Source organism: Endozoicomonas sp. 2B-B, assembly GCF_053470045.1.
Map to the genome: position 1 here is coordinate 2,728,245 of NZ_JBLZMU010000001.1, position 14,468 is coordinate 2,742,712.

Below are 14,468 nucleotides of genomic sequence, written 5' to 3' on the forward strand. Positions count from 1 at the left end.
ACAGACCATCGTATTCATCCTGTTGTGCCTCGTCATTTTTTTTTAGTTGCTGAAGGTTTGCCAGGAACGGGTTGTCGGGGTCTCTGGCAGTCAGCCAGTCCAGACTGGCATCAAGTGCCCTGAGGAAAAACCATTGTTCACTGCGCAGCGGCTGTTCGCCATAAACTGTGACAATGGCCTCGAGCAAATCCGCCATTTCCCTGGCTGTGTGGTTAGTCTCAGCTAACGCCTGCCAGTCTCCCATAACGCTGGCAAGTGCTGGCGCCAGCCCGTCACCTTGATAAAGTTCCCGGACGGCATCAACAAAGTCTTCCGCTGTGCCACCTCGTTTCCTGAGATCATGGCGTTGGCCTGACACCAGTCGCTGGTAGAGATCGCCGGACTCTTGTGGCCATTGCCGGGCCTGGTAGCGTTCATCAAGCCCATAATGCGGTTGCAGTGCTTTCAGCCTGTTGTCAGTGATTCCCCAGAGCTGTTCAATACCGGCCACAGCCACGGCATTGTCGGTCAGGGTTTTTCGCCATGCAGGTACCAACAGGGATGACAGTCCGTGTCCAAGAGCCTCGTCAGAGTGCCGGGAAAGATCAGCGGCCCCCAGACGAATCAGTGGCTGACTGTCGTTTGTGAAGGTTGCGTCACTGTCAATAAACAATCGGTCGGACTCTGCCTTGATAAGAGGGACCTTGTTATCCGGGCCACCCGGATCACTGGCAATCTGCAGTCCGTGAAGAAAAGTCAGCAATTGCCGGTTAAAACCACCGTATAGAAACAGTCCTGCCAATTTCTTGAGGTCAAAAACCAGCCGCTGGAGCGTTTGTGCCGGATTCTTGTAACCGAGTGAATGGTAGCCTTCCACATCAAGGGTGATGTCGACCAGTCGCAGTGGCGGAGCGGCGTCGCCCTGGGGGTATACCCTGATGCCTATTTCTGTTCCGTTAACCCGGGTGCGGTAACCATCGCCAAAAGCAGGACAGGCTATTGTCTCGTCGATGCGCAAAAGAGGCGCGACGGGTGTGAAAGCAAAAAAACTGTCAGGCACTGGTCTGGTAACATTGCCTGTTGGAGGGATCTCCTCGCTTTTGAGCCAGGCAAGTGTTTGACCAAGATCGTTTTTAGAATGCCAGTGTCTGGCTTGCAGTTGGGCACTTAGAGGAGTTGGCGGCTTCCCAGGATTTTTTGGGGCATTGAACAGATCAGGAAACAAAGACTCCAGCCAATAGAGTGAAACCGGTGATACTTTCTGATTCAACCATTTGGCAGCCAGGGTTTCAGAGATAAAGTCGAGCTGTGTTTGAGTGGCTATAGCGGAAACCACGTCATCAGTCTGGCTGATGGGAGACGGGATTAAACCACCACTATTTTCTGCGGAACCATGCTGGCGAGCCTGAAATTCTGACCAGAAGTTATTGGGGTCACAGGCTTCATAAACGACCATTGCTATATTGTTTAGCAACCTGGCAACGAGCCGGTCAGTTCCGGGAGCATCGGCCAGACTGGAGGGTTGGCCTGAAGCCTGGGGCAATGATGACGGATTGATGATCGATTGCCCGATTAAAAATGTCACGCCATCGTCATCATAATAGATATTCTGCCCCGGCAAATCACGGTCAGACAGGATAATACTGATATTCCGATGTATATAGTGAGGAAAAAGACCGGACTGCTCGACTAGCCAGAAAGCTCGGTCAATGGCTGTCCTGACAGTACTGATGTGTGCTGGCGTGGCAAAGCCCGACATCGGTCGGGCCCGGTCCGTCGACAGCTTGATGGCAAAAGTATCAGTATTAACACTGGCCGAGTAGAACCAGCCATTGCTGGTCTCGAGCCACTGTCTTTTGGGAGAAGGATTGAGAGGATTGGTATCGGTCAGACTGGCAGGCATACGGGAAGCTCTCCGTAACTAACAGGTTGTTCAGCCCCCGTCTATCCTAGTTAAAGGTTGCGGAGTCGTCAGATTTTGTTTCATTCCCTGGCTTGCCGATGACGCAAACGATGGGCTCCCGCTACTGTAATTGCCTGACAGGGCACTGAGGTCCTGAACCAGTCGCTGGTAGTGCTGGTAAAGTTCCGTATTATTCAGGCTTGTTCCTACTGGCCGCTTACTCTCCGACCCAATGTTGTTTTTCTCACCTCCGGCCAGGCTGCACAGGTAATTCACCAGCCGTTGCCCTCTGCGAATGATTTTGTTCAGAAAGGTCACGGCTTCATTCTCTCCCCCGTCACTGTCGTCCATGGCTGACGTACTGTCATTTCTGTTGATCATAGCCATAGGGTTCAGGCTGACTTGTCCACCTTTAAAGTGCAGGCTGGCCAGCACCTCCGGTTTCACCAGCGCCATTGTCTGGTTGTTACGGGTATTGATGATCCTGAAGGTTTGGCTCTCCAATGGCAGGGAAGCGCTGCTGCGGGTAAAGTTGCTGCTGCGGGTGAGGTTGCTCTGCGCCTGCGGGTTACACTGGCTGAACGCCACCTGTTCCGGGGTCAGGTCGGTAAAGAACAGTGCGGTGCTGTTATCACCCGACAAACGTCGTAAATCCGCCTTAGACCCGGACGACAGTAGAACATAATGCTTGCCACGGCTGTCGATTGTGCGGGCTGGCCTGCACGCCCGCAGGTCATAGACGTCATTGCCAACACCGCCGACCAGCGGGCGGGTCCAGTCCAGGATGGCTTGCCACAGGCTGGTGTTGCCGGGCGTATCCAGCCTCCGGTTGTCACACTGGTCGCCCCGGTTTGCCAGCACTTCTGGCCGTGCTGCGATGTTGCCTGAGGTTCCCAGCAGCAGCAGGTCATGACCGCCCCATCCACGGAGTGACCACTGTCGGGCGTCGGCGCCAAGGTACAGAATATTACTGCGGCTATTGCCCCAGAGTCTCGCTGTCCTGTTACCGACGGCGGACGAGCTGATTACGGTGGGTAGAAACGGCCATGACTGGTAACCGCTGTCGGGTTTCGGCCCGCTCACCTGAACACTGCCCGGCTCCCAGCCCCACTGTCCTGTGCCGGTAATAAACACCTGACGTCTGACGTATGTGGCGTTCAGGGGTTCCAGTGTCAGTTTAATCCCGTCCATCGCCTGGTAGGTGACGATTTTTACGGGTTGGTCCTGCTGGATGTACAGGGGGTTGCTGGCTGTGGCGTTGATGAATCGGAGGCGTTCCTTCCTGACGAGGCTGCTCACCGTGAGTGGCAGGACGACCCCCTGACCTGAGTCCGTCACCCGTGCTGCCAGGTCGGATAATGACAGCTCAAGGTCATTGAACACCAGCGTTGTGGGTTGCAGGAACTGGTCGTGCTGTCTGGCCCAGACCTGCTGAATCTCGATCTCGGCATCGCCGGTGGTAAACCGGTTGGACAGCACCAGGTTCTGACCCCGGCGCCAGACAAGGAAGAGGAAGGCCGATACATTCAGTTCAATGCGGGTTTGTGCCCTGTCGTGCTTGGTGATGCTTTCTTCAGCCAGGCCGGGATGGATGAGGATTCGGGTAAAAAATGACAAGTCTGTCTCATCCAGTTTAATCACGTCGGACCCACCCTGGCCCTCCACCATGATCCCGAACCGCTGTCGGGTACCGTTCCGGACAAAGGCCACCCGATGCTCTTGGTAGTAAGTGTCCAGCCGCAACGCTTCCAGTTTGATCTTGTCGGCTCTGGGGGTTCCTGACAGCAGCAGACCCTCGGCCATCACGGCGACCCTGCCAAAGGTCCCCAGTGATTGGTAACCCTTTTGGGTGACCCGGTACAGCGTCTGGTTGTTCCGGTTATAAACGACCGTGCTCGTTGACGGAGGGAGCGAGAACTTCCGGACGCTGCCAATCACTTGCTGAACGCCGTGCTCCTTGCCAGGCAAACCGAACAACAGTCTTTGTTTACGGGAACTCTGGCCCTGGTAATCCATCCAGGCTACCTGGGTTGGGGAATAGCCAGGGCGCAGCGTGAGGGCGATCAGTTCGGTGTCAGCCTTCTGGCGTATGCCCGCTGGCAGAGATCCCATGGCCTGGTTAAAATCTTGCCGGGTCCAGTAGACCAGGCCGCCGGTGGTGTTTCTGGGTCCCATCAGGCTGAGGTCCAGCGCCACCAGGGCCAGATGCTCCCGGTTAGCCAGGTATTGGGCCGTCGGTGTCTGGATGCGCCACGCCCGGGCACCCTGTTCCCAGTGGTGGCTACCCCTCAAGTCGATACGCTTAGCCATGTAACGGCAGGGAACGGAGATTTGGTCATCGAACTCACTGGGCACCCCGGTCAGCGAAGCGGCGGCGGCCTCACCACAAAAGGGATGGCCTTTGGCGCCCTGATCAGGCTGTCGGAAAAACTCGAAAGCCTCCTCTTTGCGAGTGTCCGACAGGGCGAGCAGTTGGCCGTCGTCGTTCACCATGACTTCAAACTGGTCACGGGTGTTGGCTGCCAGCAGGGTGTCGCTGTCCAGGTAGTACCAGACGTCCAGTTGCCTGATCGCGCTGAACAGGGGGTGGTCGATGATTGCGGTGATGGGTCTCAGCGGCACCAGCCCCACCTTGGCCGAGAACCCCTCCCGGGCCCCTTTCAGCCGGTCTCGCAGCAAACTCTTGAGCTCACGGATGAAAAAACGGGCACTGGCGGTGGTCCAGGTTGTACCGGGGTGTTCTATGGTCAGTTTGGCGAAGATCAGGTTGACTACCTTGCCCAGGTTCAGGCTGTCCACCATCAGGCCAGACTGGGGGGTGAACTGGTGCACACTCAGGGTATCGTTCGACTTGGCGACGATCTGCCCGGTGGCTTCCACCTGCCAGTTCTTAAAAGGTCCTGACTCCACCGACAGGTTTTCGCTGACCACCCGGGTGTTATCCCAGGCCTTGTCCGGTATCCACAGCCGGTAGCCACCGTTGGTATCGGCCAGGAGGCTGCCGGAGTGCGCCTGCACATGCCTGAAGACGCCGACTCTGGCTATCTTTGCCTTTACTTTTGCCTTTTCCAGCGCTCGCTTCTCACCTGCAGGGCGGATCAAATGGAAACCGGAGCTCAGCCGCTGGATACCACCGGGGCGATTCACGTCGGTGCTGAAGTAATACAGTTTGCCGGAGTGCCGACTGAACAAAATGTAGTAAACAGTCTGGCCCCGAACCACCACCTTGTGGACCGGCAGGTGCTCTTCACGCAGTGCCCTCCGGACACGCTCATTGATCGTCTGTAAACGGCTTCCGTCGTTTCTATTGTTTGGCATGTCGCCATCCAGCAGGCTGCTCAGGAAGGTAATATAGGTTCGGGTGGCGTCGTCATAAAAACCGGTCCTAAGAAGACGACGACTGTCGTAGCTATCGACATCCCGCAAGGGAATCAGCCCATGGTCGGATGTCGTTGTGTCAGATGCCACTGCAGGTGGGGTAGGGGGTACACTGAGCTGGCCATCCAGGGTTTCTGCCGCAATCACCTGGTGAGCCAGCTGACCGGACGGGCTGGCCGTCAACAGGTAATAATAGGGGGCATCAAATACCAGCAATTGTGACTCATCTTTGTTCGGTACTATCTTTGAGACATGGCGGCCAAACGAGCGGGCACTCAACTCATCGAAGTGCCTGATTTCCCGGGTCAGTGCCTCTTTATTCTGAAATAACACCTGGCCGTTGGCGGAGTCAAAAAAATAGTAGCCGGTAGCCGGGTTTCCCTGGACCGGTTGCAGCTGGACCGGTTGCAGCTCGGCACTGGCAGCAATGAGCCGGATTACCTGACGGTTAAGGGTGTCGTACCAGAGTCGGATACGGTCTAATTGATTCCGGTTCGCTTCCGCCAATCCCAGCCTGTCAGGGAAGCAGCGGTAAGGTTTACTGAGATACTCATTGGCCTGTCGGTCACAGTCCTGCTTGTGTTGCAGCCAGGCCGGGTTCTGCTCGACCCGCGAGGGCCGATCGGGTCCCATAGGTGGCGGGTCAAAGGCACTGTTCATCGCCCATGGGTTCGGTTTTTCGGGCGCCAGCCAGATTGTGAGCCACTGCTCCGGCGCTCCGGCCATACAGCGTGCACGGATCTGAGGTGAGAAGTCGCAGTCTTTCAGCTCCAGCGGCAGGAACCGGCTGGCCGCATTGTAACGGCTCATGATTCTGTTCAGTTTCGACGCCCTTGATGGCCCGTCATTCAGTCCGCTATTGTCGTACAAGCGTTGAATCACTTTTTGATCCAGCAGCCGCCACTCAAACTGTGCGTTGGGATCCCGGGCCACTACTTTATACGAGGAAGCCTGTTCATACCAGGAGTGTGGTCTTGGTTCAGGAAATCGGAAAAGGGTCTCACCCAGCTTGAAGTCCCGGTTATCTTCATAGGACAGGCTCACCCAGGACCGACAGTTTTGTACCTGGTCATCCCGCTCAGTAATGCAGGCATAGGGGAGCTTGCCGTCGTAGTTCAACACCCAGGTAGAGGCCGTCTGCCCCTGGGGGTGAAGGTGGATAGTGTGTTTACCGTTGGATATCAGGGCGTAGGTTTTGTTGGCCCCTTCAGGACTATACACGTCATACTTCAGAAGTCGGGAGAATGTCGATGAGACCTCGCGAAAGAGGACGACGTGATCCTTGTTATCGAGATACAGTCTGCTGGTTGACTGACGGTATTTCAAACTGTCGGTATGGGTGAACATCTGGCCAAGGTATTTATAGTCGTAGCTGATGTCATCACATGAGCCAAGCCCGTCGCACTCGGTATACCGGGTGTCTTTCACTTTTTTCTGGTATAACCGTTTCAGCTTGCTGTCGCTGACAGCATCCAGAAGTTTCGCACCGGGGGAACTGTTGTCTGGCGCACTCCCTGGATCGCGCTGGTCAAAGGGAGAGTAGAGGAGCTTGACCTCCCACGGGGGTACAGAAGGCATGAAAATGACCTTTTTATCGCTCATCTGCCCCAGGTTGCGGAATACCCCGTCTGAGCATTGATACCCGGTTAAACGCGACTCCGTCCGGCACAATGTCGCCAGGGCATCGTCGATCAGGTTAAAGGTGTCAGGGGAGTATTCGATCCGGTTGATGTCGCTGGCGCAGTGCCGTAAAGGAGCCTTAGGTACATAGGGTATCTTCTCACAGTTTTTCTGTTTCCAGTTGTCTTTTTTCCCGGCGATTAAGGTGGGCTTGAATGAATAGACGCCACCGTAGGTCAGGGTCTGGTTCACCAGGTTGATAGACCGGATGTTCAGGGTCAGGAGACTTTTGCCATCCCCGCTCATCAAGGCATTGAGGGTCTGCTTGTTGGCCAGGAAGCTTTTGGGGTCCAGCTGGGCGTGGATCAGGTCAAAGATTTTGGCAGCCTCACCCGAGGCATCCTGCAACTTTTTGTAGGCCAGCTTTTCTAACTTCCTTTTATAGTTCTCCTGAAAAATACCCCTGACGTAGTGCATGATCCCGTCAATAAATGCCCCGACTGGCCCGAGGAACTCTGAAATGACGGAGACATAGGTATCCACCCACTCAAAGGTCACCATGGATTCCATGAGTTTCTTGACTTCCGGGTCCTCTTCGTTCTCGTACTCAATGAGGGTCAGGGTGAGACTGGCTCCCGGCACGGCGAGACCCAGTATGGGCACAAAACGACCGACTTTTTTACCCAGCCTGCCGACTTTTTTCAGACCGCCGGGCAACTTGCCCGACCCGGGAATATCGGGTAGCTTTGGTGGTTTCTGACCGGGGGGCAATGACGACCGGATGGCCGGGATGATTGTCTTGATCCCCTGTCGCCCGAGATTGATGATCTCAATCCCTTGCAATGCCACAGCCGTATAAAAAAGCGTCTGGCGCCCGGTATAAATCTGCTGTTGGGTGTCCGTCATATTCTGAGACGGGGGATTTTTGTAATGGTGTCCCACAGGGGAAAGCCCTGCTATCAGGTCGTAAAGGCCTATAAAAGACCTGAGCTTTTCCAGTCCGTTGGTGGAAGATTTTTTTCCTTTGACCCGGAATCCCTGACGACCCGTCCCCTGGAGAAAGCTCCGGAAGCGATCAAAGGCACCGGAGGTAAAGCGGATGTTCTTACGGGTCAGGGTATCGGGTTCCATAAAGTCCATGCGCCAGCCACGGCCATCCCGACGGAGGGTATCCAGTTGGGGAACCATGCTGTCGGCGAGTGAGTGCCGGGCTTTAATGTCCCCCAGGGCGGTGTCAAACTCCAGCAGCCGCTGCCTGAATTCGGCTCGTTCAGAGGCCACACCTGAGAGGCTGTCTTTAGTCCGGAGCGGCACCGGAACCGAAAGGTGGCTGGGCGGCAAATAGCGGAGCGGGGGATTTGAATCCGATGGCCGGGGCGACCTCAGCACAGTCTTTTCGCCAGGAAGCAGGCGGTACTCCGGTTGTCCGGTGCCGGGTGAGCGCAGCACAAGGCTTTCAATCGCCGGGCGGTCCTTCGGCATCAGATGCTGGATATCTTTCACCAGTCGTTTGAAAACCTGGGGGCTGCCACTTCTGGGTTCGACAATCAGCTTGCCCACCAGGGGTTTGCCATGGGTGGGCGAGCGGGTCATAAAGGTTTTCAGGGCGTTCAGGGCTGTGATTCCGCGGGACTGGTTGCTGCTGGCAAGATCGCTGACGGTCAGGGTGGCGATGTAGCGGTCCGGGGTAAAGTCGACCAGTGTCTCCAAAGCATGGGCAATCATTCTGGCTGGCCGACCGAGAACGGTGACGCGGTTGCCGTCTCCCCCGGCGATGGCCGACTGAACCCGGCCATCGGGTGTGAGCAGCGCATAACTGCCAGAGGGGGTGGTTTTCAGCAACAGGGGTTGGCCACTCAAGGTCCCGTCTTTTATCTGCTGTTGAGCACGGGTAAACGAATCTTCGTTCAGGGCAATGACCGAGTGCATGCCCCGGGTGTCAGCTAATGCGTCCTTGGCTTCGAGGCGACGAAACCGGGTGAAAAAATTTTGCAGCCAGCGCTCACCTTCGTTGGTGGTTCTGAGCAAGGCGATATCTTTTTTGCCATCAAGATGGAGCTGGGTTTTGAAGCCGGAAAGTAACCGGAGGGCATACTTCAGGTTTTTGCGTTGAGCATCGCAGCTGTCGGCACCGGCTGCTCTTCGACGTCTGTCACAAGGCATCTGTAGCTGACCTGTGAGAAGCTTGATGTTGGCGAAATCATTTTTGTATTCCTTGTTGAGTTTGGCGGCACCCAGTATCGATTTAGGATCGAGAGTGTAGATATCGAATGCCTTGACCCGTATCCGACGTTTGAGGGTTTCGAAGGCTCTGGTCTTTTCTTCGTTGCTATGGAAATTGGCCATTGCCTGCTCAAGCTGATCTATCTGATCAGGCGCGCTGAAACGCAGTGCGTAGCGCTCAAGCCACTGAGTATATGTGTGAGAACTCATTGCAAGGCTAAGTGTGTCTGCCAAACGAATAGTTTCTCCTGCAACCAAAGTGGCGAAAGTGGCTTTTTCAGTCCGTGGGTGTTCCTTTAATCCATGAAAGATCGCGGTTTTGAACTCAAAGTGTAATGTGTAATTTTCAGCATTTTTTCTTCGATCCCCAGGCTCATCTTCGCCTACGGCTTTAGACAACTCATCTTCGAGTCCGGCAAAGGTAGACCTGTCTTCGATTACGGCTTTGACCAAATCATCGTTGAGTTTGGCATCAGCAAACTCTCCTTTGAGTAGAGCTTCGGTAAATTCTTTTGTGAGTTTGTCATCGTTCGGATCCTCTTTGCTTGTCTTTTCGATAAACTCATTTTCGAGGTCAAAGGAGGCCAACCCGAACTTGGCTCGGTATGTCACGGCGCCGCTACGGTCCAGGGTAAAAACAATGCGGTTGAGATCTGGATAGGGGGCATTTTTCGAGGTTGACGGCCCGTGAGGATCACCTGCTGACAAGAATCCTCGAATCGCAACAGCTGAGTTTGCATAGATACCTTGTTTGGCCAAGTTCCTTAAAACTTCAGGTACAATATAATTTTTCTGGCTGGTATTTAGTACACCCTCAGAATCTTCAATGCCTTGTGCAGAGTTATCAAAAAAGAATTTTATGGTTTGTACTCTGGTATTTTTTGGGATCAACGTTCCCAAAACCGCTGATAGCTTTAACATTAAGCGCTTGTAATAGAAAGTATCATATACATTCAAGTCGCTATTATAGAAATGAAGGCTTCCAGTCATGATGACTTTAGTGTCTTCGCCAATATTTTTGAGCGTTACTCCTGACACTTTTTGAAGTGTTATTGTTTCTATTTGATTTGAATCAACAGCATTGTATAAGACGCTGTTTTTTTCAGTGCGGTACTTATTATAAAGTTTAAAGCAATGTATTAAAGAATCGCTTATGCCTTCCATGTTTTTATCTGAATAATGAACGATTATTAATCTTTCATATGATTGCTGACCTCTTGTTGGTGACGAGTTAAAACCAAGGTTTCTAAAACTTCTGTTGTAGAAGAGATTGTTTGCTATGAAGTAGTTAATTGGAATGATTTTGATATCTTTTGGCTTTTCAAGATTTATTAATCTTTCAAAAGCATCATAACCTAATTTTGCAGTAATGATGCAGTTAAACTTGTCGATATCATGCCGAAGATCAGTTGATATGGTTGCAATTTTATCGATGTCATTATCAGAGATGATAACTTTTCTTTCCATATAGAATTTATGGATAGCCTCCCTTATCTTTAATGTGATTTCTTTTTTTCTTAGTGGTGATTTTTTTAAATTTTCTACAGTCTCATGAAGTAAGCAGATTTCATCAAGTAGTAGTTTGATTGTTGGGTGTCCTTGGCGAGAGGCCACCATCAACGGCTGGATTGAATCATCAAGAGCTATAGTGGGAGTATCATATTCAAAATTTACTTCCTTACTGAAGAATAATTTATTATGGCTATACTCCTTTAAGTCATATTTCGGCAGACTATGGAATAAATCACTAATACTGCTTTCTGCTACGATACCTTGGATTCGAGTGATTTCTTCTTTCGACAGGGTTGTACCGTATCTCTCAAAATAAGGGCTGGGATCTGAAATAGTTCCATCTGAAAACATTTTTTTAAAAACAGCATGTAGCTTGGCACTTTCGAGCTGCTTTTCCTTCTCAGAAGTCACTGCCGTCCCCGATATAGGATCAAGGGAACTGCTTCTTTTTAGAAAGGGGTGACTGTCCATTTCCGGAAGTAGTCCTTTATCAATATATACCCCTCCTAGTACGAATTTTTGACTTAGCCCGATAAATCTTTCGATTATTAAACTGTTAGTAAGGCCTAAACTGTATCTGATAAAATTTTTATATCCTTGATTTAGGTTTTCCAGTTTTTTATGAACAATAGCGTTGCTGATTGAATTTTTAATTTTATCTAAAGAATTGTTGATTTTATTCCATTGGATGACAAATTCCTTCTTTACACTGTCTGGAAGATCAGATTCCATTATATTTAATTCTTCTATTTCACTGCTTTCTCCCATAAAGCTATCAATTTTTCGCCAGATGCTGTCTTTCAGCCGAGCAATATCACCGGGGTCATCTTTTTCGATAGCGTTATTGCTTATCTCGGAAAACAGCAGCGGATATAGAATTTTTTGGTATATCAAACGTTCGGGGGCCCAGACATTGATTTTATAATCCGGGTTAACCTCGGCCCATATTTTTAGAAAAGCAAGCTCCAAACCTTCAATAGGGCTGACAATACTAACATGAATTAATTTGGGTACTTCGTGATTTGGCATGATAACACCTGAAGGATTGACCCACACGGTCTCCAGAGGGGGGGCGATACTTGCCCTTTCACTGACGTGATCAAAAGGCTCAGAATGGGAAAAAAGCGCAACATGCAGTTTAGTACGGAACTCCGTCAAGTTCCTCATGAAATTTGCAAACAATTCTCCGGTATAGCTCAATAGCTTGATTCATATCCTCTGTTCAATGATTCGATCTATCAAGAACTGATGAAAGAGGTAGGGGGGAGGAGGGACAGTGATTGAATTTTCTGATTTTTTATTTGCGAACAATGTCGTTTATTGCGCAACTACTCAAACCAAAGCGGCGGGGGCGTCCAGGGATCGACGCTATGGCCTCCTGCTCTGTCAGGAGGATTCGGAATCAAAGCGGTTTTTTGCAGGCATGTGTGTGGGCCATGTATCTTAAGGAAGTGTTTTATAGGAGAGGTAAAAATAGCAACTGGTAGTGCTATAGGGAGTGCTATAGGGTACAGTCGCTGCTTTTGGAGTGAATAATGAGTATTGAAGTTTGGTTTCTGTATGTTGTTTCAATCTTTGTAGTCATACTCATTCCTGGTCCTCTATCTCTGTACATGGTGTCCAATTCTATTAACTATGGGGTTATCAGGTCCTATCCGGCATTTTTGGGTGGTACGCTGGCTTCATCACTTTACCTGATTATTTCGGCCACTGGTCTTGGGGCCATTCTTACGGCTTCGGAAAACATGTTTCTGATACTGAAACTGATGGGAGCTCTTTATCTGGTTTATCTGGGGGTTGATACTATCAGGAAGTCGATGGCTGACACTACCAGTAAACGTCTCAATGATTGTTCTTTGCAGTTTCCCGGCTTCAGTAATCTGTTTAAAAAAGCTTTTCTATTGGGAGCCAGTAATCCAAAAGATATTATTTTCTTTATGGCTTTCTTGCCTCAGTTTATTAATAGAGATCAGGATCTTGTGCAACAAATATTGATCATTGTAATGACTTGGGTTGTAGTGGATTTGGTTTGCAAGCTTCTCTATGGGCTAATGTCGAAATCTGTGAAACCTATGCTGAGTACAAAAAAAAGTATGTCGTTATTTGAGCGTTCTACAGGGGGGCTCTATGTGCTGGCAGGTATCGCTGCCGTGTTGGTTGTGAAATAGAGGATCAGGCTGAAGAGTATCCGGTGGCTGTGTTTTGTTTTCAGTGGCCCATTGTGGACCACTGAAACAGAATGATCAGGTCACATCAATCATGGTGACACTGCCGTCAGGCATCACTTCGGCCATCTGACCCTTGGGTTCTTCCATCAGGAAGAGGGTAAAGAAACCCAACACTGCAGTGCCTGCGATAACCATGAAGAAGGTGGAGTAGTCCACCAGAGACAATACTGTCAGGTAGAAGACAGCGCCCACGTTACCATAGGCTCCTGTCATACCGGCAATTTGACCTGTGAGTCGACGCTTGATCAGGGGTACAGCCGCAAATACCGCACCTTCACCGGCCTGCACAAAGAAGGAGCAGGCCATGGCAGCAACAACAGCAAGAACCAGTGGCCAGCTGGAATCAATGATACTCATCATGTAGTAACCACCGGCCAGGCCTGCAGTGAGAACCAGCAGAGTGATCTTGCGGCCAAACTTGTCACTGAGTAATCCTCCGCCCGGACGGGACATCAGGTTCATGAAGGCATAAGCGGAAGCGACCAGACCCGCCATGACCGGATCCAGTTCAAAGGTATCTGCAAAAAACAGAGGTAGCATGGACACCACGGCCAGTTCAGAACCGAAGGTAGCGAAGTAAAGAACGTTCAGAACGGCCACCTGCTTGAACTGATACTGGTGAATAGCTGGCACAGGCTCGGAGAAAATGTGCTTGTTGACCTGCCAGACTTTCCAGACATCAAACAGGTAGATAGCAGTCAGACCGACATAAATAGCCGTTGAAATCCCGGCACTCAGCATGGCAACACCCTTAGGTGAAAGCTTCCAGGTCAGCAGAGCTAATGCCGCATACATGGGAATCTTCATGATCAGCAGCAAGGCAAAGTCGCCTTTGCTGGTGACTTCCATGGCGCCAATGTTCTTGGGGCGGAAGTAGGTAGCACCTTTAGGGGTATCTGTGACGTTTATGTAGAAGACGACACTGAACAGCAAGGAGATTAATCCGGTCAGGCCAATGGCGTAACGCCAGCCATCTTCTCCACCAAAGAGCAGTGCAATGGTGGGCAGAGACATGGCAGCAGCAGCAGAGCCAAAGTTGCCCCAGCCACCGTAAATACCTTCTGCGGTACCCAATTGGCGAGCGGGGAACCACTCAGATACCAGACGAATGCCGACCACAAAGCCTGCACCAATAGTACCCAGCATAAAGCGGGCTATGGCGGCCTGGGTAAAGTCATCTGCCATGGCATACATAAAACAAGGAATACTGCAGATGGCCAGGAGTCCGGAATAGACTTTTCTGGGACCGTAAACATCAGTGAGCATACCGATGATGACTCGAGCCGGAATAGTGAGGGCTACGTTCAGAATCAGCAGGGTTTTCAGTTCTTCACGAGTCAGGCCCAGAGACTCGGAAATAGCCAGGGCCAGAGGCGCATGGTTAAACCAGACCACAAAGCTAATAAAGAAAGCAATCCAGCTAAGGTGCAGAATCTTGGTCTTCCCGCTAAAAGAAAACAGGTTAAATGAATCGGGGTTGCTCATACATCCTCCTTGTTTAAGAAATTCCCCAAGCAAAAGCAAACATCAGGCCAATATGATAAATGCACCGATTTGACTTGCATTTTTATGCGTATTTAATGAATTTTCTCTTCTATGCAAGAAAGTTCTTTATTTGAGTGCGG

General features: G+C 51.2%; 4 protein-coding genes (1 of these 4 only partly in view). 1 reads left to right on the forward strand and 3 read right to left on the reverse strand.

The window, feature by feature from the left end:
• A protein-coding gene (locus ACOMHB_RS10850) for a TcdA/TcdB catalytic glycosyltransferase domain-containing protein (RefSeq protein ID WP_448216632.1) crosses the window boundary here: on the reverse strand, positions 1-1,882 show its 5' portion. The gene continues 26,630 nt to the left of window position 1, outside the view; the window shows 1,882 of its 28,512 coding nt (coding positions 1-1,882); the start codon lies at positions 1,880-1,882; the stop codon falls past the left edge of the window.
• 30 nt (positions 1,883-1,912) lie between these two features.
• Positions 1,913-9,862, reverse strand: a complete 7,950-nt coding sequence (locus ACOMHB_RS10855; protein ID WP_448216633.1) for a hypothetical protein — start codon at positions 9,860-9,862, stop codon at positions 1,913-1,915.
• A 2,288-nt stretch (positions 9,863-12,150) separates the two neighbouring features.
• Between ACOMHB_RS10855 and ACOMHB_RS10860 the strand changes: the two genes are divergently transcribed.
• Complete coding sequence (locus ACOMHB_RS10860) at positions 12,151-12,783, forward strand: LysE family translocator (RefSeq protein ID WP_448216634.1); 633 nt, start codon at positions 12,151-12,153, stop codon at positions 12,781-12,783.
• A 75-nt stretch (positions 12,784-12,858) separates the two neighbouring features.
• On the opposite strand, the gene ACOMHB_RS10865 is transcribed toward ACOMHB_RS10860, so the two are convergent.
• Positions 12,859-14,328, reverse strand: a complete 1,470-nt coding sequence (locus tag ACOMHB_RS10865; protein WP_422133289.1) for a NarK family nitrate/nitrite MFS transporter — start codon at positions 14,326-14,328, stop codon at positions 12,859-12,861.
• Positions 14,329-14,468: the final 140 nt, after the last annotated feature.

What these genes read in the sequence shown, in the direction of transcription:
- ACOMHB_RS10860 (WP_448216634.1), top strand. Translation starts at nt 12,151, where the DNA reads ATGAGTATTGAAGTTTGGTTTCTGTATGTTGTTTCAATCTTTGTAGTC.
- ACOMHB_RS10865 (WP_422133289.1), bottom strand. Translation starts at nt 14,328, where the DNA reads ATGAGCAACCCCGATTCATTTAACCTGTTTTCTTTTAGCGGGAAGACC.